The organism is Candidatus Competibacter phosphatis (assembly GCF_012939995.1).
Taxonomy (GTDB): Bacteria; Pseudomonadota; Gammaproteobacteria; order Competibacterales; family Competibacteraceae; genus Competibacter; species Competibacter phosphatis.
This window is the reverse complement of sequence record NZ_SPMZ01000064.1, coordinates 1-23052: the sequence shown is the minus strand read 5'-3', so window position 1 is coordinate 23052 and position 23052 is coordinate 1. Positions and strand designations below refer to the sequence as shown.

General features: G+C 58.4%; 20 protein-coding genes, 1 tRNA gene and 2 pseudogenes. 11 read left to right on the top strand and 12 right to left on the bottom strand.

The annotated features are described in order from the left end of the window. The first annotated feature begins 50 nt into the window (after positions 1-50). Complete coding sequence (gene ilvD, locus E4P82_RS17500) at positions 51-1898, top strand: dihydroxy-acid dehydratase (RefSeq protein ID WP_169250084.1); 1848 nt, start codon at positions 51-53, stop codon at positions 1896-1898. A gap of 130 nt (positions 1899-2028) precedes the next feature. Further along, positions 2029-4440, top strand: coding sequence for an EAL domain-containing response regulator (locus E4P82_RS17495; RefSeq protein ID WP_169250083.1), 2412 nt, complete (start codon positions 2029-2031; stop codon positions 4438-4440). On the opposite strand, the gene E4P82_RS17490 is transcribed toward E4P82_RS17495, so the two are convergent. Next, positions 4413-5330 carry an SDR family oxidoreductase gene (locus tag E4P82_RS17490; RefSeq protein WP_169250082.1) on the bottom strand — a complete coding sequence of 306 codons (918 nt, stop codon included), beginning with the start codon at positions 5328-5330 and terminating at the stop codon, positions 4413-4415. The genes E4P82_RS17495 and E4P82_RS17490 overlap by 28 nt on opposite strands. A gap of 36 nt (positions 5331-5366) precedes the next feature. Here E4P82_RS17490 and mutY point away from each other — a divergent pair, with 36 nt between their 5' ends. The 3 genes from mutY to E4P82_RS17475 all read left to right on the top strand — a co-directional run bounded on the left by mutY (position 5367) and on the right by E4P82_RS17475 (position 6850). Beyond that, entirely contained in the window at positions 5367-6455 is a 1089-nt protein-coding gene (gene mutY / locus E4P82_RS17485; RefSeq protein WP_169250096.1) for an A/G-specific adenine glycosylase, read from the top strand. Beyond that, entirely contained in the window at positions 6440-6712 is a 273-nt protein-coding gene (locus E4P82_RS17480; protein WP_169250081.1) for an oxidative damage protection protein, read from the top strand. Before mutY ends, E4P82_RS17480 begins: the two co-directional genes overlap by 16 nt. Before the next feature lie 62 nt (positions 6713-6774). Beyond that, positions 6775-6850, top strand: a tRNA-Phe gene (locus tag E4P82_RS17475). Positions 6851-6948: 98 nt separating this feature from the next. Here E4P82_RS17475 and E4P82_RS22350 read toward each other — a convergent pair. Both E4P82_RS22350 and E4P82_RS17465 read right to left on the bottom strand, forming a co-directional pair. Next, complete coding sequence (locus E4P82_RS22350; protein WP_246327674.1) at positions 6949-7389, bottom strand: tyrosine-type recombinase/integrase; 441 nt, start codon at positions 7387-7389, stop codon at positions 6949-6951. Positions 7390-8155: 766 nt separating this feature from the next. After that, positions 8156-8761, bottom strand: a complete 606-nt coding sequence (locus E4P82_RS17465) for a YlcI/YnfO family protein (RefSeq protein ID WP_169250080.1) — start codon at positions 8759-8761, stop codon at positions 8156-8158. 127 nt (positions 8762-8888) lie between these two features. Here E4P82_RS17465 and E4P82_RS17460 point away from each other — a divergent pair, with 127 nt between their 5' ends. The 3 genes from E4P82_RS17460 (at position 8889) to E4P82_RS17450 (ending at position 12311) form a co-directional block, all read left to right on the top strand. Further along, positions 8889-9125: a helix-turn-helix transcriptional regulator gene (locus E4P82_RS17460; RefSeq protein WP_169250079.1), complete on the top strand. Its 237-nt coding sequence runs from the start codon at positions 8889-8891 to the stop codon at positions 9123-9125. Positions 9126-9306: 181 nt separating this feature from the next. Continuing rightward, complete coding sequence (locus tag E4P82_RS17455) at positions 9307-11844, top strand: DUF3987 domain-containing protein (RefSeq protein WP_169250078.1); 2538 nt, start codon at positions 9307-9309, stop codon at positions 11842-11844. Next, positions 11841-12311: a hypothetical protein gene (locus E4P82_RS17450; protein WP_169250077.1), complete on the top strand. Its 471-nt coding sequence runs from the start codon at positions 11841-11843 to the stop codon at positions 12309-12311. The genes E4P82_RS17455 and E4P82_RS17450 overlap by 4 nt, the downstream gene beginning before the upstream one ends. A 206-nt stretch (positions 12312-12517) precedes the next feature. Here the strand turns inward: E4P82_RS17450 and E4P82_RS17445 are convergent, their stop codons facing one another. The 4 genes from E4P82_RS17445 to E4P82_RS17430 form a co-directional block, all read right to left on the bottom strand. Continuing rightward, entirely contained in the window at positions 12518-13180 is a 663-nt protein-coding gene (locus E4P82_RS17445) for a hypothetical protein (protein WP_169250076.1), read from the bottom strand. A 2-nt stretch (positions 13181-13182) separates the two neighbouring features. After that, positions 13183-13659 carry a hypothetical protein gene (locus E4P82_RS17440; RefSeq protein ID WP_169250075.1) on the bottom strand — a complete coding sequence of 159 codons (477 nt, stop codon included), beginning with the start codon at positions 13657-13659 and terminating at the stop codon, positions 13183-13185. After that, complete coding sequence (locus E4P82_RS17435) at positions 13625-14413, bottom strand: TIGR04255 family protein (RefSeq protein WP_169250074.1); 789 nt, start codon at positions 14411-14413, stop codon at positions 13625-13627. Before E4P82_RS17435 ends, E4P82_RS17440 begins: the two co-directional genes overlap by 35 nt. Before the next feature lie 118 nt (positions 14414-14531). Beyond that, positions 14532-14678 (bottom strand): hypothetical protein, encoded by a 147-nt coding sequence (locus E4P82_RS17430; RefSeq protein ID WP_169250073.1) that lies wholly within the window; start codon positions 14676-14678, stop codon positions 14532-14534. Positions 14679-14701: 23 nt separating this feature from the next. On the opposite strand from E4P82_RS17430, the pseudogene E4P82_RS23805 reads away from it, so the two are divergent. The 3 genes and pseudogenes from E4P82_RS23805 to E4P82_RS17415 all read left to right on the top strand — a co-directional run bounded on the left by E4P82_RS23805 (position 14702) and on the right by E4P82_RS17415 (position 19835). Continuing rightward, a pseudogene (locus tag E4P82_RS23805) lies at positions 14702-16505 on the top strand (site-specific DNA-methyltransferase). Positions 16506-16520: 15 nt separating this feature from the next. Continuing rightward, positions 16521-19149, top strand: a pseudogene (locus tag E4P82_RS17420) (DEAD/DEAH box helicase). 65 nt (positions 19150-19214) lie between these two features. Further along, positions 19215-19835 (top strand): hypothetical protein, encoded by a 621-nt coding sequence (locus E4P82_RS17415; protein WP_169250072.1) that lies wholly within the window; start codon positions 19215-19217, stop codon positions 19833-19835. A gap of 715 nt (positions 19836-20550) precedes the next feature. Here E4P82_RS17415 and E4P82_RS17410 read toward each other — a convergent pair. The 5 genes from E4P82_RS17410 to E4P82_RS17390 form a co-directional block, all read right to left on the bottom strand. Continuing rightward, positions 20551-20793, bottom strand: coding sequence for a hypothetical protein (locus tag E4P82_RS17410; RefSeq protein ID WP_169250071.1), 243 nt, complete (start codon positions 20791-20793; stop codon positions 20551-20553). Continuing rightward, complete coding sequence (locus tag E4P82_RS17405; protein WP_169250070.1) at positions 20778-21278, bottom strand: hypothetical protein; 501 nt, start codon at positions 21276-21278, stop codon at positions 20778-20780. The genes E4P82_RS17410 and E4P82_RS17405 overlap by 16 nt, the downstream gene beginning before the upstream one ends. 363 nt (positions 21279-21641) lie before the next feature. Further along, complete coding sequence (locus E4P82_RS17400; RefSeq protein ID WP_169250069.1) at positions 21642-22145, bottom strand: M23 family metallopeptidase; 504 nt, start codon at positions 22143-22145, stop codon at positions 21642-21644. 11 nt (positions 22146-22156) lie between these two features. Beyond that, positions 22157-22558, bottom strand: a complete 402-nt coding sequence (locus tag E4P82_RS17395) for a hypothetical protein (protein ID WP_169250068.1) — start codon at positions 22556-22558, stop codon at positions 22157-22159. 93 nt (positions 22559-22651) lie between these two features. Beyond that, entirely contained in the window at positions 22652-23044 is a 393-nt protein-coding gene (locus E4P82_RS17390; protein WP_312915558.1) for an IS4 family transposase, read from the bottom strand. Positions 23045-23052 lie beyond the last annotated feature (8 nt).

Here is a 23052-nt window from a genome sequence, read left to right as displayed (position 1 = left end):
GGTCTTTCCTGATGGCTCCGACCCCGTTCCCAGCTTTGTGGAGTTCCCTCATGCCCGACTATCGTTCCCGCACCACCACCCACGGCCGCAATATGGCGGGCGCCCGCGCCCTGTGGCGGGCCACCGGCGTCAAGGACGGCGACTTCGGCAAACCGATCGTCGCCATCGCCAACTCCTTCACTCAGTTCGTGCCCGGCCACGTCCACCTCAAGGATCTGGGCCAACTGGTGGCGGGCGAGATCGAAGCGGCCGGCGGCATCGCCAAGGAGTTCAACACCATCGCGGTCGACGACGGCATCGCCATGGGCCACGGCGGGATGTTGTACTCGCTGCCCTCGCGCGAGCTGATCGCCGATTCGGTGGAATACATGGTCAATGCCCACTGCGCCGACGCCCTGGTCTGCATCTCCAACTGCGACAAGATCACGCCCGGCATGCTGATGGCGGCGCTACGACTCAACATCCCGGCCATTTTCGTTTCCGGCGGACCGATGGAAGCGGGCAAGACCCGGCTGGCGGCGCATAAGCTGGATCTGGTGGACGCCATGGTCAGCGCCGCCGACGATCGCATCGACGATGCCACGGTGGCGGAAATGGAACGCTCGGCCTGTCCGACCTGCGGCTCCTGCTCGGGCATGTTCACCGCCAATTCCATGAACTGCCTGACCGAGGCGCTGGGCCTGAGCCTGCCCGGCAACGGTTCGCTGCTGGCCACCCACGCCGACCGCCGGGAACTGTTCCTGGAAGCCGGCCGGCGCATCGTCGAGCTGACCAAGCGCTATTACGAGCAAGGCGACGCCTCGGTGCTGCCGCGCGGCATCGCCACCTTCGACGCCTTCGAAAACGCCATCAGCCTCGACATCGCCATGGGCGGTTCCACCAACACCGTGCTGCACCTGCTGGCGGCGGCGCGGGAAGGCGGGGTGGATTTCAGCATGCGCGATATCGATCGGATGTCGCGGCAAGTGCCGAATCTGTGCAAGGTCGCGCCCGCCACCCAGAAATACCACATGGAAGACGTGCATCGGGCCGGCGGCGTGATCGCCATTCTCGGCGAGCTGGACCGTGCCGGACTGCTGCATCGCGACGCGCGCACCGTCCACGGCGAAACGCTGGCCGAGGCGCTGGACCGCTGGGATATCGCCCGCCCGACCTCCTGGGACGAAGCGCGGCTCCGCTACTCCGCCGGTCCGGCCGGTATCCCCACCCAGGAGGCCTTCAGTCAGGACACTCGCTGGCCCAGCCTGGACCTGGACCGGCAAAGCGGCTGCATCCGCGACCAGGCGCATGCCTATTCGCAAGACGGCGGCCTGGCGGTGTTGTACGGCAACCTGGCCGAGGACGGCTGCATCGTCAAAACCGCCGGGGTGGACGAGAACAGCCTGGCATTCCAGGGACCGGCACGGGTGGTGGAAAGCCAGGAAGACGCGGTGGCGGCGATTCTGGGCGGGCGGATTCAGGCGGGCGACGTGGTGCTGATCCGCTACGAAGGCCCACGCGGCGGCCCCGGCATGCAGGAAATGCTCTACCCGACCAGTTATCTCAAATCCAAGGGTCTGGGCAAGGTCTGCGCGCTGATCACCGACGGCCGCTTTTCCGGTGGCACCTCGGGGCTGTCCATCGGCCATGTCTCTCCCGAGGCGGCCGAAGGGGGGACGATCGCCCTGGTGGAAGAAGGAGACCTGATCGAGATCGACATCCCCAACCGCCGCATCCATCTGGCGGTCAGCGACGGGGAACTGGAGCGGCGACGGGCCACGATGCTGGCGCGCGGCGCGGCGGCCTGGAAGCCGACCGCCCGCCAGCGGCCGGTATCCGCCGCGTTGCGGGCCTACGCCGCCATGACCACCAGCGCCGCTCGCGGCGCGGTGCGGGACGTCACTCAGGTCGAACGTTGACGAGACTCGTGGTGCCGGCGGCGTAAGGTAAAACCGGCCGCCGCCAGCGCGCCAGGGAAGGCCAGCGTCCCGAAAACAACACCTCGAACGATTTGGCTCGGAATACTTTTTGGAAGTAGGGAGATTCGCCATGAATCAGGCTAAAGATCAGGACAGCCAACGCCTTCAGTTAGCTAATCACCTGAAACTGACCGAGGATTTGTGGCAAAAGCTGTACTACGTCAAATGGAATCCCAAGTCGTTCGCGATGCTGGCGCGGCTGGCGCAGGAAATGCTCAAGAGCGCGCAGATCCTCGGGGACGATCGCCTGATCAACCTGACCGCGCAACTGGAGCACCATGTCAAAATCTGCATCACTGCCGGCACGCCTCCCCACGAGGCGGAGCGACAGCGGCTGACGGCGTTGCTCGATGCCCTGCGTTACCTACTGGCGACGGATCATGCCGTCGGCGCGGCCGAGGACTTGCGCACCCGCCCTCTGCTGGCGCCGCAACCGGAAATCTTCCTGATCGCCCCGGATGAAAAACCGTATTTGGTGGCCAAACTGGAGGACTCCGCCTACCGGGTGCGGAAAATAAACAGTCTGGCCGAAGCCGAGCAACGCTTGCGGGAGCGGATACCCGGCGCCGCCATCGTGGATGTGGACTTTCCCGAAGGACCGGAGGCGGCAGTCGGACTGATCACGACGCTACGCGAGCAAATCCGGTTGCGGATGCCGATTTTGTTTCTGGCCGAGCGCAACGACATGGCCGCGCGACTGGATGCGGTGCAAGCAGGCAGCGCCGCGTATTTCAACAAACCCTACGACAGCGACGAAGTGCTCGGGGTACTGCGGGAACTGTTGCTGCCCCAAACCGCGCAAGGTTATTACCGGGTTCTGATCGTCAACGATCGACCAGCCGAAGCCTGGGAAATAGCGGGCGCGCTTGAGGAACAAGGCATCACGCCACTGGTCGTGATCCAACCCCTGCAAGTGCTGCGGGAAATCCACCAGTTCCGACCGGATCTATTGATCATCGATTTGGATATCAAGGAAATCAGCGGGTCCGAACTGGCACGGGTGATTGCCCAACACCGTGAGTTCGACATTCTGCCGATGATCCTGCTGTGCTTTCCGGCGGACACGGCGCATTACCTCATCACTCTGGACGCTCCGGGCGCCAGCCTGTTGGCCAAACCGGCGCCCATCAGCTATCTGTGCTGGGAAGTCCGGCAGCGCTTGTACCGAGCACGCGCCACCCGCGTCAAGCTAAACCTGTTGACCGAGAACGATTCGGTCAGCGGCCTGTTCAACCGCCAGCGGTTCCTGACCCTGCTGGAGCGGGCGATCGAGACCCTGGGCCTGCGGACCCAATCGCTGGCGTTGGTGTTCGTGATGATGGACAACCTGCGCGCCATCCGCGATTCCGCCGGGGTGGCGACCGCCGACGAAGTGGTGGGACAAGCAGCCAGCCGATTGCGACAACTGCTGACCTACGAGCAGCAGGCAGCGCGCTTCAGCGACGCCATCTTCGCGGTGCTGGTGCCCAATCTGCTCGGCGAACCGCTGCTCAGGCTGATCCGGCGCATCCGCGACACGCTGGAAACCGGATTCTACAAGGTCGGCGAGCATGCCCTCTTGCTGCGAACCAGCATCGGCGTGGCGACGGCCACCGATCGCGGCCAGGACCCCTTGCTGTTGATCCAGCGCGCCGATTCGGCCTGCGGTCTGGCGCGGGAGGTCAAGGGCGAGCGTCTCTACGTACAGCAGGACCCCAACGCGGCCAAGCACGATCACGAAGCATCGTCGCGGGCACGGATGCTCCAGCAGGTCGAGGAAATCATCGAGCACGAGCGACTCTGGCTGTTGTTTCAACCCATCGCCAGCATGCGCGGCGACGCCAACGAGCGCTACGAAGCACTGCTGCGCCTGCGCGACAGCGAGGGCCAGGAAATCGTGCCGGGGAGCGTGTTCGGCGTGGTGTACAACCATCAATTGGGTCAAACGCTGGATCGCTGGGTCATCGATCACGCCCTGGAAATACTGCGACAGCGACGGCAAACGACCACGCTGTTCATCAAAATCCTTCCCATTACGATGCAGGATCGGACCTTCAGTGGCTGGTTGCGGGAACGGCTGGAACAAACCGGAGTCGAGGCGCAACACCTCGTCTTCGCGGTGGCCGAAGCAACCGCCGAGCGCAGCCTGCGCGACATGTTCGCCTTTCTGGGCGGCATCAAGCTGCTGGGGTGCGGGTTTTGCCTGGATCGTTTTGGCCGAGGGACGGATTCGCTGGGCTTGCTCAAGAACCTGGGCGCCGACTACGTCAAGCTGGACATGTACTTTGTCAACAACCTGGCCAAGGACACCAAGAAACAAGCGCAACTTCGGATCTTGGTGGAGGGCTTGGAAACGCTGGGAGCGGCCACCGTGGTCGGCGGGGTGGAAGAAGTGAAGACTATGCCGATCCTGTGGTCGCTGGGCGTCGATCTGATCCAGGGCTTTTTCCTGCAACGCCCTTACCGTGAGATGAGCTACGATTTCTCCGGCGCGGCGTTCTGATGCGCTCCATCGACCGGCGCGCGCAGTAGGGCGGCGTAACCATCCCGGTAGCTCGGATAGCGAAACTGGAACCCGCTGCCCCGTAGCCGGGCGTTGCGGCAGCGCTTGCTGGCACGCTGGCGCGACGCGAGGCTGGGCCGATTGTCGGACCCCGGCTTCAATGCGGGACTGGCCACCACCGACGGTTCCGGCACGCCAAGTTGGATCGCCAACCAGTTCAGCACCTCGGCCAACGGGGCGGGATCGTCGTCGACAGCCAGGTACAACGGCGCCGGGTCCGGCAGGAACAGCAGGTGTTCCAGCACCCGGGCGCAATCGTCGCGATGGATGCGATTGGTGAACATCGGTGGCCCGGCGGGACGGGTGGCGGAACCGTCACGGACGCTGTCGATCAGGCGAGTGCGGCCGGGACCGTAGATCCCGCCGAAACGGACCACCACCGCCGGCCAACCGCTATCCCACAGCACTTGTTCGCCAGCACGAATGCAACGGCCCGAGAAGCTTGCGGCGGCGGCTGGCGAATCCTCGTCCACCCATTCTCCCTGATGTTGGGCGTAGACCGAGGTGCTGGAGGTCAACAGCAAGCGTTTGGGCTGTTGCCCGGCCTGACGCAAGGCGTTCAGCAGATTGCGGACCCCGGCAACGTAGGCAGCCTCGTACAGGGCTTCGCTGAAACCGGCGGCGGCGGCACTGTAGACGATGTAATCCAGGGCTGGCGGCAATACGGTCAGGGTCGCCGGATCGGCGAGATCGGCGGCCAATGGTTCAAGCGCCGACGGCAAATCGTCAGGGCGGCGTTTCAAACCCCAGACCCGATGGCCGGCGGCGTGCAGACTCAGGCCCAGCGTCGTGCCGATATCGCCGCAACCAGCGATCAGAATGCATGCCATGGTCGAAATCCTCGTTGGCGATAGCAAAGGTGAATGATGAATTCCGCCGAATTTGGCCGGCGCGTGCTCGAATGGTTCGATGCGCACGGCCGCAAGCAGTTGCCCTGGCAAGAAGATCCCACACCGTACCGGGTTTGGGTGTCGGAAATCATGCTGCAACAGACCCAAGTGGCGACGGTGATCCCCTATTACCAACGTTTCATGGCGCGCTTCCCCGATATCAGGACGCTAGCCGCCGCTGAACCGGATGAGGTATTGCGGTTCTGGGCTGGACTGGGGTACTACGCCCGTGCCCGCCACCTGCACCAAACGGCGCGAATCCTGTGCGACCGGCATGATGGGGAATTACCGCTGGACAGCGCGACCTTACAGGAACTGCCGGGCATCGGTCGATCGACGGCGGGGGCGATTCTGGCTCTGGCGGCCGGGCAGCGCCAAGCCATTCTGGACGGCAACGTCAAGCGCCTGCTGGCGCGATTCGCGGCGATCGAAGGTTGGCCGAGTCAATCGCGCGTTCTGGCGACGCTGTGGGATCTAGCCGAGCGCCATACCCCCACCGAGCGAGTGGCCGACTATACCCAAGCGATGATGGATCTTGGTGCGACGGTCTGCACGCCGCGCCAGCCGCGCTGCGAAACGTGTCCGCTGGCGGAAGCCTGCGCCGCGCGCCAACAAGGACGCGTGGCAGAGCTTCCGGCCTCCAGGCCGCGACGGGACTTGCCGGTACGAACCACTCGGATGCTGTTGCTACGCACGATGGATGGCGAAGTGCTGCTGGAACGCCGGCCACCGGCGGGAATTTGGGGCGGGTTGTGGAGCTTTCCCGAATGTACTTTGGAGAGTGATATCGTGGACTGGTGCCGGGACCGCTTGGGGCTGACGGTGATCGTCGAACGACCGTGGACCGTGGTGCGACACAGTTTCAGCCACTTTCATCTCGATATCACGCCAACACCGGCGCAAGTGACCGGCCAAGGCGGGCTGGTGATGGAAGGGGAACGCTTTGTCTGGTATAACACCCGCCATCCTGACGGCCGCGGGGTGGCCACGCCGGTACGGCGGCTACTGGCGGCATTGGCAAGCGAACTACGAAACGACGGGAATCAACGATGGCTCGAATGGTGAAATGCGTCAAACTCGGTATCGAAACCGAGGGTCTAGACCGCCCGCCCTACCCCGGGGAGATGGGCAAGCGGCTTTTCGAACAGGTTTCGAAAGCGGCTTGGCAGCAATGGCTGCGTCATCAAACCATGCTGATCAACGAGTACCGGCTGACCCCGTTCGAGCCCAAGGCCCGCCAGTTTCTGGAAGAACAGATGGAGCAGTTTTTCTTCGGCGAAGGCACCGCGCCACCCGAGGGCTACGTTCCGCCGCAGGCGTAACGATCTTGACGCTCTCATGACAAGCTGCTTAAATACGCGCCTCCTTCGCACCGCGCACCCATGGCCAGGTAGCTCAGTTGGTAGAGCAGCGGACTGAAAATCCGCGTGTCGATGGTTCGATTCCGTCCCTGGCCACCAATAAAACAAAGGCTTGCATGATTCTAAAGCTGCAAGCCTTTTTGTTTTGTGTAATTCCTGTGTAATCGCGCCAAAAATTCCGTGGAAGCAGCCCACCATCAAGCGAGCTTGAGGCGGCTTTGCAGCCTATCCATTGCCCCCTCGATATGCGCCCCGTTCTGGTGGGCATAGCGTTCAACCATCGCCAAGGTTTTGTGCCCACTGATCCGCTTCACTGTGGGTAGGTCGACGCCGGCCTGAACCAAGTGCGTGATGGCCGTATGCCGAAGGGTATGCCGGACTACCTGATCCGGGTCTAGGCCAGCGGCCTCGACTACTCGCCGAAACGGCTTGCGAATGTCCATCGCGTGCCCCGACTTTGCCCCCGGCGAGAGAAATAACCATGGGCTTCCCGGCGGTAGGGCAGCAATGTAGCTGGCAAGGAAATCGGCAAGGTGTTTCGTGATGGGCTGTTCCCGCGCCCCGGCCTTCGCCTTCGGGATGAAGATGGTGCGGCGCTGCAAGTCGACATGCTCCCGGCGGATGGAAAGAATCTCCATCTTCCGCATGGACGTTTCCACGCCAATGACGATGAACGGGGTAAATGATGGGGTTGGCATCCGCCTTGGCGCATTCCACTAGGCGGGCGACCTGATCCGCCGTCAGGTAGGTGATGCGCCCCTGCCCTTCCTGGAAGCGGTTGAGCTTGGCCGGGCGGCGATCCAGCCATCCCCATTCGATAGCCTTGTTGAACAAGTGCGACAGCACGGCCAATTCCCGGTTAATCGTGCCCGGTTTGGCTGCCGTGATTTTCTCCGGGGCGCGTTCAATGACCTTGCCCCTGGGGCTGACGATGACGGGTTCCTGCTGGCGCTGGCGCTTGTAACGTTCCACATCGAAGGCGCTGATCTTGGATAAGGGCATGTCGCCAAAGAAGGGGACAAGATGATGATTCAGGCGCGCGGCCTTCATCTTCAAATCCTTTCCACCTGACTCGCCAAGCCGTTCAAGGTACTTGCCGGCAGCTTCCCGAAACGACAAAGCGACCTTGCGCCCCTTGGGCAAGGCCAGTCGATCATGTTTGGCATCATTGCGAACCTTGGCGATGAATTCTTCCGCCTGGGTGCGGGTGGTTCCTTCCGATTCGCGACCGATGACGCGATGAATGCGCTGGCCGTCGACCATGATGTTGACGGTGAAAACCCCGTCGCTGCTGGCTTGGCGTTCAAAGGTAATGCCGTGTTCGCTGATCTTCCCGTTTGGCGAGAGCTTCCGCATGGCGGGGCGGGTAAGCTTGTCGAAGGTCTTGGCCATGATACCCACCCGTTAGAACGGAATGTCGGAATCGTCGAATTCCGGCTCTTGCTTGGCGTGGACGGCAAACCCCGGATACACCTTACCCGCTACTACTTGCTCTTGGGTACGCTGCACCCATTGCCGGCAAGCTGCCGTGCCCTCGCTGTAGGACATCATCAAGTCGGGCCAGTAGCGGCGCAATGTCGGGAAAACCTGATCCTCTAAGATGGGCCAGTCCCATGAGAGTTGCCCGGTGTACCGATCGCGTAACTTGGCCGGCAAGAGCAAATAGCAATCATTGAGCAGCTTCCATATTTCTTGATCTTGGTGAGTAAGCAAGTCGGGGTAGGTGATGGCAAGACGGGCAAAGCGTTCTGCTTCATCAACATCCCAAAGCTTGCCTGCTTCATCGGCGAACGAAATGGATTCGTCGTTGTTGTAACCCGTACCCTGATAGAGCATGACTTGGCGCAAGCTGTCTTCAACCGCCCATTCGATGAAGCTGGACAAAGTGCGGCGCTGCTTGCGGGCCGCCAGTTCCGCCAAATAGCGCAACTTCGGGTCAAGCCGCACCGTGACGGTTTCCGACCGGGTGAGCTTGCCACCCCCACCTTTCCGCTTTTCCTGTTCCGTCATCGCATATCCTCCTATCCTAAAGTTCCGGGAAGTTCCATGCCATTCTATGAATACGTGTGTTCTATTGCAACACGTAAATTTCGAAATTATTCTTGTGGTGTCTTTCAACATGCATGGAGATATCGCAATGACTGGAACCCTTCGCCCACTGGACGTGGTGATGCTTCCCGATGGCCGCATGGACGCCAAGAATGCGGCGACCTACTGCGGCTTGAGCGTGAAAACTCTGGCGATGAAGCGGTGCGACGGCAACGGCCCAAAGTTTGTGAAGCTAGGCCGGGTATTCTACTTCCGCGATGACTTGGATGAATGGCTGAGGGGTAACCGCGCGACCAGTACGGCACAGGTGCGGCAAATGACCTGACAGGTACAGGTCATGCCCAGAAAAGACAAGAGCCGCACCGTGGCAACCCCAAAGACTTCTGATAGCCGAAGTCCTATCCCGATTCATTCCGGCATCAAAGCCGCAATTGTGCGCCTTGCCGCATGGAGCGTGATCCCTGCTAGCTCCGCAATATGGCTAATTCAACGTGTGGGGCTGACAGATGCGTAATGATCTTGACCGCATCCGCGATGCCTTGCGATTCATTCCCGTCGGCGGACATGATGAACGGGTGCGCGTGGCCTTCATGCTCAAGTCGGAATTAGGCGAAGCGGGCCGCGATCTGTGGAACGAATGGCGGGACAGTCGCGGCGACGATGAGGCGGCATCAGTCTGGAAGAGCGCCAGCGAAACCGGGCTGCTAAAAATCGGGACGCTGTTCCATGAAGCCAAGGCGAGCGGCTGGCGTGACGACGGCATTTACCGCGTGGCGACCCGCGAAGAGATAGCCGAGCGCAAGCGCATCGTGGAGGCACGGGCCGCGAGAGAGGAAGCCGAGATAGCCCGCGAACGTGCCGACACGGTGGCGAAAGCGACGGCGATCCTTAAGGCGTCGACCGAAGCGAAAGCTGATCATCCCTATCTGACACGAAAGGGTGTTTCCCCGGTTTCGACACTGCGAGAGATTGAGGCGGGGGCGGCGGCGACGATCCTTGGCTATGCGCCGAAGTCGGACAGCGACCTGCTGACCGGGCGCTTGCTAGTGGTTCCAGTGAAGCAAGTCAATGGCATATCGACACTAGAACTGATTGACGGCGACAAGCGCAAGGCAGCACTGGCCGGACGTGGCAGCAAGGCGGGCGGGTATTGGGCAACGGAGCGCCTGCCCGATGGCAACGGGAACGGCTTGACCCTGCTCATTGGCGAAGGCGTTGCGACCATGCTATCTGCATCGGCGGCAACCGCATATCCGGGCATTGCTGCGCTATCGTCGGGCAATCTGTCAGCGGTAGCAAAAGCGATGCGCGAATGCTACCCGGCAGCGGTGCTGGTGATCCTGGCCGATCTAGTGAAGACAACTGGCGAACCTGATCGACATGCTATCGAAGCGGCGCGATCTGTCGGTGGCAAGCTCGCAATCCCCGACTTCGGCAGTGACCGCGATCGCGCGATGACTGACTTCAATGATATGGCCGTGGCATTCGGCGCTAAGGCTGTAGCAAGCACCATAGCGAACGCGAACGAGCCAGCAAGTGTTAAACATCAACCTAGCAATGATTCTGACGGCTGGCCGGAACCACAACCGCTAGCCGTCAAAGTGGAACCGGAACTCTACCCATTTGATGCCTTGCCTGACACCATCCGGTTGGCGGTGGAAGAGGTACAAGCTTTCACCAAAGCGCCGATTGCGCTGGTGGCATCGTCGGCACTGGCGGCGCTGTCGTTGGCGATCCAAGCTCATGCGGACGCGAAGCGAGCAGAAAAGCTAACCGGACCGGTGGGGCTGTTTCTGCTGACCATCGCTGATTCTGGCGAGCGAAAATCAACGTGCGATGGCTTCTTTACGGCGGCGATTCGGGAATATGAAGCACAGCAAGGAGAGGCGGCAAAACCGGACATCAGGGATCACAAAGCCGACCTTGACGCCTGGAGCGCGAAGCGGGCCGGTCTAATTGAGAAGATTCGTCAGAATTCCAAAGCCGATAAACCGACCGGCGAGCTTGAGGCCAACCTGCGCCGCCTCGAACACGACAAGCCGGAATCTCCGAGAGTACCGAAACTGCTGCGTGGTGACGAAACCCCGGAAAACTTGGCTTGGGTATTAGCGCGGGAATGGCCGTCCGGCGGTGTATTGTCGTCCGAGGCTGGGGTCGTATTCGGGGCGCATGGTATGGGCAAGGATTCCATCATGCGAAACCTGGCCTTGCTCAATATCCTTTGGGACGGTGGAACGCTATCCATCGGGCGGCGCACTTCGGAATCCTTCACCGTGCGCGGGGCGCGGCTGACGGTGGCGTTGCAAGTGCAAGAAATGACCTTGCGAAGTTTCTTTGACCGATCCGGCGGGTTGGCGCGGGGCACCGGGTTTCTTGCCCGGTTCATGGTGGCGTGGCCAGAATCGACACAAGGTTTTCGCCTCTTCACCGAGCCGCCGGCAAGCTGGCCGGCATTGGCGGCTTTCAACCGACGCATTGCCGCGATCCTGGATCAACCCACCCCAATTGATGACGAGGGCGTACTATCTCCACCCCTGCTGTCGCTGTCACCAGACGCGAAAGTTGCGTGGATAGCCTTCCATGACGCCATCGAGCGGGAGCTTGCGAATGGTGGCGAGCTTTACGATGTGCGCGATGTGGCGAGTAAATCTGCCGACAACGCGGCAAGACTGGCGGCGCTTTTCCAGATATTCGAGCAGGGCACTGGAGCCGTATCACTGGAAGTCTTCGAGGGAGCGAGCCGGATAGCCGCATGGCATTTGAACGAAGCCCGGCGCTTTTTCGGCGAGCTTGCCCTACCGGCCGAGGTGGCGAACGCGGCGCGGCTGGATCGCTGGCTGATCGAATATTGCCGCCGGGAGCGGACACGCATTGTTCCCCGGCGCGAGGTGCAGCGCTGTGGGCCAAACGGGCTTCGCGATAAGGTGGCGTTGGAAGGAGCCCTACAAGAATTGGTCGAGGCCGGGCGAGTGCGAGTGGTGCGCGATGGTCGAAACCGAAACGTCGAGGTGAATCCGATCCTGACCGAAGGGGATACGATATGAGCCTGTCCGCGCTGATCCAAAAGGGTGGGCTTGGCCAGTTTGCGACCGCGACAACCGCGACACTTGCGACGCCAACCAACGAAAAAGCGCGAACTGTCGCAAGAGTCGCAACCGTCGCAGTCGCAAGCTTTACAAGACCAGTGATTGAACCCTCGTGGGTATCCATCAGCTACATCCGAGGTTGGGCGGTTACGGATGCGGAATTGAAGTGCTACATGGAGCGGTTGGCAAGGCTGGAATATGAGACTGGACCAGACCGTGATGACGTGGAACGCCGGGTGCTGGCAGAAATCCTTGCGGCCCGTCCGGGCGATGATCGGGTGACGTGTGGTAACTGCCAACATTTCCAACCGGACGCCATCGGCGACGGAACGGGTATCGGCGGTTGCACGGCTGGTGTAATGACGGGACCGCTGAAATATCCACCGGTTAAGCGGTATTGTGAACAGTGGAGTATGCGAGCATGACCACGCAACCACTGATAGCCCTTCAGCCGTGATTCCTTGCCCGGTGGCGGATACCGAGAAGCCGCCAAAGGTCAGATACAAGATGACCCGTTTCAACACTCTAAAGCACGAGATTTTGTTGCGGTTGTTACTGGAAGTTCGGTGCGCCGTGGCGATGCTGGTGAAGTTGAAGGAATTTCGGTGAAACTTGAATACGTCGCGTGCTTCTACTGAATGGGATTGCCACCGTACATGTCGTGAAGGATTTCCTGTGCCAAGACACGAGCGGCAGAGAAGTGGAGGGGGATATTTTGCGAGACCACCCCAGCGGCCACTTCTTCGGGCCGAAAACGCTTGGCTCCGACATTCTGCTTTACAGCTTCGATGTGTTCCCGCGATGCGTAACGGCCCAACACGCCGATGATCTGCTGTTGCCACTCCACATCATCGGGGCGTTCCGGCCAGCTTTCGGTTTCGACGAGATCGAAGCCATTTCGGGCAAAGACGGCGAGGATGAACGTGGCACACGTCAATCCACGACCGAGAGGCTGGACGATATAATGCCCCTGGTCATCGAAGTAGGTGCCGTCGTAGTCGATACCGTAGGGTACATCGCCCACATTCTGATTGAGCAATGCAACATAGGCGGCCATAAATATCTTGTTTACCGGATCAAGGCCAGATGGTCCACAAAAGTAGTCTGCGGGCAACGGTTCATCCCTGAGCATAAAATGCCACGCAAGATGGCAGAAACGCGGGCCGGAATTGTCAATCCAGTAGATCAGGCCAACATGACGTTGCCACTTATTGTCGGGATTTGGAATCCCGATGGCGACCCCAAGCATTTCATCGGGCGCGAAGGGATGGGCACTTTGTCGGCTTACCGCCATCGTTAGATCAGACCACGAAGTATTCTTTCACCGTCGAGGTGTCGGTCGGCAAACTCGGCGCGTACATCTCTCAACAATTTCAGCCAATGACGGAGTAGCTTATGGCGTGCGGGATATGTAGTCCGCAGCAGCGCCACCAGCATTTCTGGAGCGGCATCGCTGACCTTGACCGACTTGAGCAAGCGGTCGATTTCCGCAAAGTAATTTGCCTTCAGCAGGTTCGTGAGACCAGCGATCACCGGCATGAGGTCGGCGGGTTTTAGCGGCCCGCTGGCAGGTTCCATCAAGCGATTGAACCACGAAATATCAACCGGTGGACGGACTTGCGCATTCGACTCTGTATCATCCTGAAGTTGTTCATCTGTGGGATAAATCCACACCTTCAGTACCGGGCTGAAGGCGTCGTCCCCGGCCATGGTCTTTAACGGGGTGGTCGGCCACTCCTTACGAGGAGATCGGCTGTGGATCGAGCGCATCATGGAGGCGCTCTTGTATGCAACCTCGGAATACTGCGCCTGCGTTGGCATGGAATCTGTCCAAGTGGCGTTTGATAGCATCAAGATCAAATCTCGCTATTTGATTATCGAGGTAGAAATCCGCGTCGATCTGGTACGCTGATGAGTCGCCGTTCTGCTCTTTCCTGACGATGCCATGGCGCAGCCCCAGCACGCAATCCTCCAACTGGAAACTGACGTAGGATTGCGCCGCGAGCACATCAGTTTCAGGAATGGAGTCGTCTTCGATCAAAGGGTCGGCGATGGTGGCACCCAGCAAGAAAGGCGCGAGGAGTTCCCGCCACGACACATTGGTCAGCCCAATGTTTTCGCGGTTGATGAGATCGCGATAACGCAAACCCAAGCGGGTCCAGTAGATGATTGGATACAGCTTCGCCACGGTTTCGAGGCCAACCATCATCCGAGGTCGGAAATCTTCCCATTTCTCATAGTTGGTGCAGGTTAACGCAAGGAACTCGCTGGCAAGGGAAATTCGCCATACCCGATCCGGCGCGATGAAATGGTAGACCGTAGTGCGCCTAGGGAGATCGTCGGCCATCATCTTGTTGGGGCCTTGCCCGATCATGACCGCAAGGGTTTCTTCTTGAACCTCAAGGAGCGGATAATCCTGACGTAGCGCCCGCTGGAAATCCGAGGGAAGTTGGTCGTCGATCTCAAGAACGCGAGGGAAACGCACCTGCGCCACAACCTCGACCAAGGGGTTCTTGGTGTAGCGCACGCGATCCCATTGTTTTAGCCTCATAGTTTCACACCGATAAAACGACCGCCTATCCTTCCGTATGGATTCGAGCAGCAGCGGCGCCGTCGAATCCTGGAAACAGGATTATCATTAATAATCAATTGCTTGATGAATTATGCTTCGCTTCATAATTGTTGGTAGTATAGCCGATGCGGTTGACTGCTGCCTTGTAGGCACGGCCAACGCCGATGACACCACCCGGCAACAGAAACGCCTGATCCGCGATCAACGCGCCGCGTTGCATTGTTCATGACCAAGGACTTCACCATGCCGGAGCTTGATTTCAAAGGTAAGGAATTCGTTTACAACCATCATCTTGCTATCCCACATCGCCCGTTGATTCCGCACCCGGACCAATCCATCGGCGCACCGCGACTGGACGGCAACTTGATCATTCACGGCGACAACCTGCATGCCTTGAAATCGCTGTTACCGATGTACGCCGGCAAGGTAGATTGCATTTTCATCGATCCCCCCTACAACACCGGTAATGAAGGCTGGTGCTACAACGACAACGTCAACAGTCCGATGTTGCGGGATTGGCTGAACAGCAATCCGGTCAGTATTGAAGATGGACTGCGCCACGATAAATGGTTGTGCATGATGTGGCCCCGGTTGCGATTGCTGCATGAATTGCTGGCCGAAGACGGTAGCCTTTGGATGACATTGGATGATAATGAGGCTCATAGAGCGACTGCTATATTAACTGAGGTTTTTTGGGTGGCAAAACCATGAAGCTACAATTGCGTGGGAGAAGCGTTACACAAGAAGTAATAATGCGACGCGGTTTTCGTCTTCAAAAGATTATCTGATCGTTTATCGTAAGAGCGAGCATTTTTCATCCAGAAAAAAGAAAACGCGCTCACAAGAATCTGAAGAGTCTTATGCCAATCCAGACAATGACCAAAATGGATCATGGATTACCGTTTCATATGTTAATCCTGCGTTGAAGGTAGATCGCCCGAACTTGGTATATAAAATCCGAAACCCATTTACAGGTGAGTTGGTAGAACATGAAACTAATGCATGGAAATACAAGGAAGAAACCCACAATAAGTTTGAGAGTGAGAGACGTCTGTGGTGGGGCAAAAATGGGGAATTCCGGTATCCACGGCTTAAAGTTTACTTAAAAGATGGCATTGTCCCCATTGATCTTTGGTCCCACGAATTTGCTGGAACAACCGATCAAGCGTTTAAGGAAGTTGAGGCTATTATAGGCCGTGGCGTGTTTGAAACCCCAAAGCCCGTGAAGCTAATTCAGCGAGTAATTGAAATCGGTGCCAAATCAAATTCGATTATACTTGATTCCTTCGCTGGTTCCGGCACCACCGCCCACGCCGTTTTAGCCGCCAATGCCAAAGACGGCGGTAACCGCAAATTCATTCTCGTGGAATGCGAAGCTACGCCGACCGCCTGACCGCCGAACGAATCCGCCGCGTCATCAACGGCTACGCCTTTTCCGGCACTCAACGGGAAGAATTGCACCGCGAAAAGCTCACCTTCACCAGCCTGAAAAAAGCTGACAAGCTGCTGGATCACATCGAATCCATCAAGAATCTGGACGGTCATCGCTTCGACAACATCAAGGCGGAAGTCAAAGACGGTGAATTGATCGTTACCGGCGAAAAAAGCCATCACGGAGCGCGTCGCGGGATTGGGCGGCAGCTTCACCTTCTGCACCCTGGGCGACGCTATTGAAATGGACAAGCTGCTGACCGGCGAAGCGTTGCCGACCTTTGAGCAATTGGGCGCGTTGCTGTTTCATACCGCCACTAACGAAGTCGCGCCGAACCCGCTACCCACTGAAAACGTGGAAGGCTGCGGCTATCTGGGGGAATCGACGGACTGCCATGTCTGGCTGATCTACCGGCCTGATTTGGAATTCCTCAAATCCCGCGAGGCGGCGCTGACCCTGATCCGTGCCAAGGCCCTCGTGAAAGCAAAGCCGGGCAAAGTACATCGAGTGTTCGCGCCGGCCAAATTCGTTTCGCAAAAACTACTGAAAGACGCTGATTTGCCCGTCGAATTTGTCCCCCTGCCGTTTGCCTTGTACCGCATCGAACGCGATTGAGGCGATACCGTGAATCTGCGCGATCTGGACTATCAGGCGCGGGTGCTGACCGCGTTCGACGGTTATCTGACCGAACTATCCACCCAGAAGAAACGGGCGGATGGCATCGCCGCACTGGCGCGGCAACAACCAGACCTTGAACTGGAAGTTCCCGATTTTCCCGCTAAGACATGGGAAACACTCCACAAAACGGGTCAACTGCCCCCCTCACGCTTCAACATTCCCTATTCGCCACGCCGGGATGGCATCGGTCGGCCTGTGCCCAATGCCGTATTCAAAAGTCCCCACCGGCGGCGGCAAAACCTATCTGGCGGTTTCGGCGCTGTCTCGCCTCTTTGGACGCTATCTGGGCAAGAATACCGGCTTCGTGCTGTGGATCGTGCCCAATGAAGCCATTTACAGCCAGACCAAGCGGCAACTGAACGACCGCCAGCACCCGTACCGGCAGATGCTCGACCGCGCCGCCGCTGGACGGGTTCGGCTGCTGGAAAAGAATGACCAACTGGACGCCCGCGACGTCGAATCGCACCTCTGTGTCATGTTGCTGATGTTGCCGTCCGCCAATCGCCAAACCCGCGAATCGCTGCGCATGTTCCGAGATCGCGGCGACGTACACGGTTTTTTTCCACCCGAAGGCGATATGGAAGCGCACCAGCGGACGCTTGAGCAGACGCCCAATCTCGACGCCTACAGCCAATCAGCCGAAGCCGGGGCATTCTGGCCACAGGTCAAGGATTCGTTGGGCAACGCCCTACGCCTGATCCGGCCCATGGTGGTCATGGACGAAGGCCACAAGGCGATTTCCGAACTGGCTTTCGCCACCCTTTACGGCTTCAATCCCTGTTTCGTGCTGGAACTCACCGCCACGCCAAAAGACGTCGCGGCCAGGGGTGGCGCAAACCCCAGACCGGCCCGCCACGCCAACATTCTGGTCGAAGTGCTGGGGGTCGAACTGGATCGCGAGGGCATGATCAAGATGCCCCTGAACCTTGACCCCCGCCAAGGCACCGACTGGCGCAACACTCTACGCGCCGCGCTCGACCGCTTGAACGTGCTGGATACCGAAGCGCGCCGTCTACATGGCGAACGGGGGCGCTACATCCGCCCGATTCTGCTGGTGCAGGTGGAACGCACCGGCAAGGAACAGCGCGAAAGCGGCCACATTCACGCCCTCGACGCCAAGGATTGGCTGCTGACAGCCGGGCTGGACGAGGCCGAAATTGCCATCAAGACCGCCGACACCAACGAACTGGCCAACCCCGAGAATCTGGACTTGCTCTCGCCGACCAACCGGGTACGGGTCATCATCACCAAGCAAGCGCTGCAAGAGGGTTGGGATTGCCCGTTCGCCTACGTGCTTTGCGCCTTGGCCGCCAGCGCCAATCTATCGGCCATGACCCAACTGGTCGGCCGCATCCTGCGCCAGCCGCACGCCGAAAAGACCGGCGTTCCCTTGCTCGACGAGTGCTACGTCATCACCCACCACGCCGATACGGCGCGAGTGGTGGACGCCATCAAAACCGGACTGGAAGAAGACGGGCTGGGCGACTTGGTTAAGGAAATCAGGATCGGCGACGATGGCGGCGACCGGGTACCCGGCATCCGCAAGGTTCCCCGGCGCGACCGGTTCGCCAAGACTGAAATCTACCTACCGCAAGTGCTCTCTGTGGAAGGCGGTACGGTTCGGCCCTTCGACTACGAGCATGACATCCTGTTCGAATTGGACTGGTCGGCGGTCGATCCCGCGCCGCTGGTGGCGATGATTCCCGACAATGCCCAGAGCGCCGAACGGCAAATGCGCCGCATCCGGCTAGCGGATTCGGGTCAGGAACGCATCGTGGCCGAAGTCGCCGGACAAAGTGGAGAAACGCTGCGCTTCGATCCCGCCTACGCGGTGCGGATGGTGTCCGACATCGTGCCGAATCCCTGGATCGCCCGCGAAATCGTCGGCCGTGTGTTGGCGGGACTGACGGTGCGCGGGTTCGATGCCGACAAGCTGGGCACCTTGGCCGGGCTGGTCATCGAGCAACTTCGCCAATGGCTGGACCGCGAACGTGACCGCATGGCTGAGGCCGTATTTCGGGCAGCGGTTGCCGCTGGACGGATTCAGTTTCGATTGCGAACAGATGAGAAAAACTGGCGGATGCCGTTCGAGGCCGAAACCTATGAACCCGAAGATGCTGAACAACTGATTGGCAAAACCGGTAAACCGCTGGAAAGGAGTTTGTTCGCCCCGATCTACAAAGGCGATTTTTCCAGCCAAGACGAGCGCAACATCGCGGTCTATCTGGATGGTGAAGCCGCGTTGACCTGGTGGCACCGCAACGTCGCCCGCCGACAGTACGCCATTCAGGGGTGGCGGCGGAGCCGAATTTATCCCGATTTCATCTTTGCCCTGCAACGCGATGGGAGCGTGGAGCGGCTGGTGGTGTTGGAAATGAAAGGCCCGCAGTTGGCCGGTAACCTGGATACCGAATACAAGCAAGCTGTTTTGCGACTCCTATCTGACCATTACGCCATCGACCATTCCCCGCATGTGGGTGGGTTCGAGCTGGTGGTTCCTGATGGAACTACGGTGCAATGCGACCTGGTTTTGATGCAGGACTGGAAAGTCAGATTACCTAATGAATTTATTAGAAAATAATCTGATTAAAGTGTTGTCGGAAAGGAAAATTCGCTAATGATTTCGGTAAAATTTTGAGGTAGGGCATGGGTGGCAGCGGCAGCGGGCGGTACTGGCATTTCGGCGCCAAGGACACGACAGACGATTACCAGATACTGGACGTGCGGCGCTGGCAACGGGATGGATATCTGGAGCCGGGCCGCTGGTTCGGTTGGCAATGGATGCGCAACGGCGAAACGGTGGCATCCATCCAAGTTCGTGCGGAACAAGACCGGGTGATTCTCAACTACCGGCACCAGCAGCGCGGCGGCGGGGAGTGGAAGAGCGAGGAATATCCGGTCTACCTCGACCGAACGCCCTGCACCTACGGTGGCACACGGGCTTGGTTTCGCTGCCCGGCGCGGGGCTGCGGGCGACGAGTGGCGATCCTGTACGGCGGCGCAATCTTCGCTTGTCGGCACTGCCATCGGTTGGCCTATCCCAGCCAGCGGGACACACCCCATGATCGAGCGGCACGGCGGGCCAACAAAATCCGGGCGCGACTGGATTGGGAGCCGGGTATTTTCAATGGCCCCGGCTGGCGCAAGCCCAAGGGAATGCATCAGCGCACCTACGAGCGGCTTTCCGCCGAAGCTGAAAAATGGACGGCGGTATCGCTGGACGGGATGATGCGGCGGCTCAAGCTGAATACCCTTGACCTGGAGTGAGCCTCGTGCGCGCATTTTGCGCCGTGTGCGGTTTGTGTAATTCCTGTGTAACCGTGCCCGGAATATTACACAAAATCCGGGAATCCGGCGGAACTCTAGTTCCGGTAATTCGACTTTAACAAGTTGACTTATAGAATTTTTCAGAACATTCCAGAATCGTGCGGAATGTATCCATCAAGTCCTGAAAATCCGCGTGTCGATGGTTCGATTCCGTCCCTGGCCACCAAATAAAAAAGGCTTACCGGGTTGATCTCGGTAAGCCTTTTCCGTTGTAAGCACAGTGTAAGCAGCAGGCGCGAAATCAACGATGATTCAATCCCGTGGGTATCGGATCGCCCACCGCGATCCACCCTGCAATACGCGGTCTACTCCCGCAAGGTCGCAGCCGGGTGATCACGCACCTGCGTTCGCCGTCGGTCCAGGTTCGGCTTCCGCTGGCGTGGAACACCCCGCTGCCGGGCCGCAAATCTTTTCGAGCCCGCCATCCCGTACACACCACAGGCTGACGTCAAACCGCCGGGTCGCTTCCGCCGGGTCTCCGCCATAGTGAACAAAAACCACTCCTGTCTTTCGAAGATCAACACCGTGGACCAGGCGTCGATGAATCATCCCGTCCTGAAATAAGTTATGGGAATCGTTGCCCATTACTATAATACGATTGCCCTGGAGGGTGGCGCATGGCACCGAGGTGAGTCGACGCAGCGAGCCCGTTGGCTCAAAGCATGGAGGATTGCTGGATGCGCGGAGCCAACAGGTCCCTGACTACTTCGAAATGGCCTTTCAAATAAGGATAAATTTTTTGCCAATACTTGCTTGATTTTGGATCATCAAGTAATGGATCGACCTCTTTTCTCATCAATTCATAGGCGTCCGTGGCAAATTTGATCTGAAATTCTTCATTTGATTGGAATGCTATCCTGTCAACCAGCGCACCATAAGCTTTCAGCGCGGGGGCCATAAATATATTTTGACGACTCTGGTCGAAGATTGGTTTTTTTTAGTGTGCCATTGACTTTTTTTTATCAGATCAACTGCGGAAATTTTATTGCTACCGTTCGCAATATAGAAATAGAGTTTTGCTTTGGTTTTATTAGTGCGAATCCACTCACTCCAAGTGCTAGCGGGGCCGTAGATACAATCAAAACCCCAACACTCTTTCAGATTTTGTTTAAGGCCACCGAGAGCTCCAATAACATCCCTCATCATCAATCCACCCGCCGAATGACCAGCGATGACGAGAGTGTTGATTTGAAGATTTTTGACGCCATGAAAATCACTGAGTGCGCTTAGGACTTCTTCAAGATAGAGTTGACATCCTTTGCCTTCACCCAGCTTACCCAAACCGATGCTGCCGCTGCTAAGATCGCGGTAGCCTAGCCAAGGCGCGACGAGGACGACATCCTTTTTTCGAAGCGAGCACGCTTTGCCGAAGCGTTGTTTCATAAGCAGAACTGGGATTGAGGAGGTTTCTGATACCTTTAACGTAATACCCGTGTAGCCAAAGGATAACATTCAGCTTACCGGATTTATCTTGATGGTTTGGCGGGAGATAAACGCCAGTTTCCTTGGTACAGGCGTGCTTCCCTTCAGCGAAGAGGGTCATCCCCTGAACTGTGGCTTTATCGTCCACCATGAACTGGCATTGACTCATGAGGGCGCCCTCGGGTTAACGGGTCGGGACAGCATTCCGTACAAGGTGGCTTTCGATGCTTACTTGGAAAACCGTCAATTTCGACGAGAAATCCAGATGGCTCCTCATGACAGCCTCGCTCTACATTGGGCCTGATAGGTTTGGAAATGGCGCAATCATGGCCCTGGAAGCGCGCATCCAACCGGATATTGCACCGCCCCCAGAAGCGCGCATCCATCGAGATAGTCCGTCGGATTGATCAAATCCGAGCGGCGCTGGTAAGGCGAATTGGAGCGGACTGTCAATGAACCGGTTCCAGACCCATTGTACAACTCGAAGTGCAGCATCGAATCGACGTACATTTTGCCAACATAGGCAATCAAGGTTCCTTCAGTCAAAGTGGAACCTACGGCGATTCCTGAAGCAACTTTTTCAATCTCGCAATAGCGTACCACTTTTCCCGAATCCAGCCTGAATTCGATAGCGTAGGTGCCACGATAAAACAGATAGGGTCCGTAGGTAACCTTGCCGTTTTCCACGGCGTAGATTTCGGTTCCTTTCGGCGCGATGAGATCACACGCAGCGTGTTTTCTTTTTCCACCATCCCGATTGGCACCGAAGCGGCGACCGCCCGTTTTATAACTGAGCGTGGGTATAAAAGGTAATGGAAAAGTAGCCATTGTCTTCTCCTCTAATCGTTTTGTGGGATTTTCTGACCTTGCAGGACTTTCTTAACGATCTGGCGAAAAGATCGTGCGTCAAACGGTCCGCCATAAAACTCGACGATGAGTTGACCGTTTTTGAGATAGGCCGTTGGCTCCGTGGCGCCGGCGCTCATCTCGAAAATAACTTGCTTTGCCTTGGCCTTGAAAAGCTTGAGAGCGGATTTATCCTGCTTGCAAACCGCATCCAGTTCGATTCGCAATGTACCTACCGCTTTATGAAACGCTTGAATATCTTCGGCGGTCGCCACTTCCATGGGTAGGACGCTACCGATTTCGGTGAGGGTGCCAGAACAAACGGTGGAACTCCCATCGGAAGATGGTTGAACGGCAACGGCCACTTGGCCTGACAGGAGGGCTAGCACCGTCATGAAGACCAGTCGCCACGCCGGTCTTGTAACCCATCGTGTTGTCATCGAAATTCCTCGGTCGCAATAGAAAAGCTGGAATAAAAGTTCGGGGAACTAAATTGCGGGCGAGGTACACCGTTTCGACATTTGTTTGATCGACATGGCGCGACCTCCTCGGCACCTGTCCATTACACAGATCTCTATCCGGCTGAGGGAGCAAGGAGCTCGGAAGCCAACTGCATCCCCCCAAGCGAGATCACGGGCGCGCTGCAAACCGATCCAGAGCGCTTGAGGGCCGGGAGGGCCGTCGCACTTGCGGCCCAAATGGCCGCCCAGGCGCGCGATCCAAGCGAGCAAGATCGGGAGTGCGGGCGGCGTTTCCGGCGGGGATTTGCGGTGGATGGCAACGTAGACCGCCCGCCATTCGGCGGGGTCCAACACGGCATCACCGGGCAACTCGGGAATGGCTCGACCGAGCACAGTGAGGTAGTGCAGACGCCAAGCGATGATGAGAT

Excerpts from the sequence above, each read along its gene's own strand:
- E4P82_RS17400 (WP_169250069.1), bottom strand. The coding sequence starts at position 22,145 with ATGGCTACTTTTCCATTACCTTTTATACCCACGCTCAGTTATAAAACG.
- E4P82_RS17490 (WP_169250082.1), bottom strand. The coding sequence starts at position 5,330 with ATGGCATGCATTCTGATCGCTGGTTGCGGCGATATCGGCACGACGCTG.
- E4P82_RS17480 (WP_169250081.1), top strand. The coding sequence starts at position 6,440 with ATGGCTCGAATGGTGAAATGCGTCAAACTCGGTATCGAAACCGAGGGT.
- E4P82_RS17440 (WP_169250075.1), bottom strand. The coding sequence starts at position 13,659 with ATGATGCGCTCGATCCACAGCCGATCTCCTCGTAAGGAGTGGCCGACC.
- E4P82_RS17455 (WP_169250078.1), top strand. The coding sequence starts at position 9,307 with ATGCGTAATGATCTTGACCGCATCCGCGATGCCTTGCGATTCATTCCC.
- E4P82_RS17445 (WP_169250076.1), bottom strand. The coding sequence starts at position 13,180 with ATGGCGGTAAGCCGACAAAGTGCCCATCCCTTCGCGCCCGATGAAATG.
- E4P82_RS17450 (WP_169250077.1), top strand. The coding sequence starts at position 11,841 with ATGAGCCTGTCCGCGCTGATCCAAAAGGGTGGGCTTGGCCAGTTTGCG.
- E4P82_RS22350 (WP_246327674.1), bottom strand. The coding sequence starts at position 7,389 with ATGGAGATTCTTTCCATCCGCCGGGAGCATGTCGACTTGCAGCGCCGC.
- ilvD (WP_169250084.1), top strand. The coding sequence starts at position 51 with ATGCCCGACTATCGTTCCCGCACCACCACCCACGGCCGCAATATGGCG.
- E4P82_RS17430 (WP_169250073.1), bottom strand. The coding sequence starts at position 14,678 with ATGCAACGCGGCGCGTTGATCGCGGATCAGGCGTTTCTGTTGCCGGGT.
- E4P82_RS17465 (WP_169250080.1), bottom strand. The coding sequence starts at position 8,761 with ATGACGGAACAGGAAAAGCGGAAAGGTGGGGGTGGCAAGCTCACCCGG.
- E4P82_RS17415 (WP_169250072.1), top strand. The coding sequence starts at position 19,215 with ATGGGTGGCAGCGGCAGCGGGCGGTACTGGCATTTCGGCGCCAAGGAC.
- E4P82_RS17410 (WP_169250071.1), bottom strand. The coding sequence starts at position 20,793 with ATGGCCCCCGCGCTGAAAGCTTATGGTGCGCTGGTTGACAGGATAGCA.
- E4P82_RS17495 (WP_169250083.1), top strand. The coding sequence starts at position 2,029 with ATGAATCAGGCTAAAGATCAGGACAGCCAACGCCTTCAGTTAGCTAAT.
- E4P82_RS17460 (WP_169250079.1), top strand. The coding sequence starts at position 8,889 with ATGACTGGAACCCTTCGCCCACTGGACGTGGTGATGCTTCCCGATGGC.
- mutY (WP_169250096.1), top strand. The coding sequence starts at position 5,367 with ATGAATTCCGCCGAATTTGGCCGGCGCGTGCTCGAATGGTTCGATGCG.
- E4P82_RS17395 (WP_169250068.1), bottom strand. The coding sequence starts at position 22,558 with ATGACGGTGCTAGCCCTCCTGTCAGGCCAAGTGGCCGTTGCCGTTCAA.
- E4P82_RS17405 (WP_169250070.1), bottom strand. The coding sequence starts at position 21,278 with ATGAAACAACGCTTCGGCAAAGCGTGCTCGCTTCGAAAAAAGGATGTC.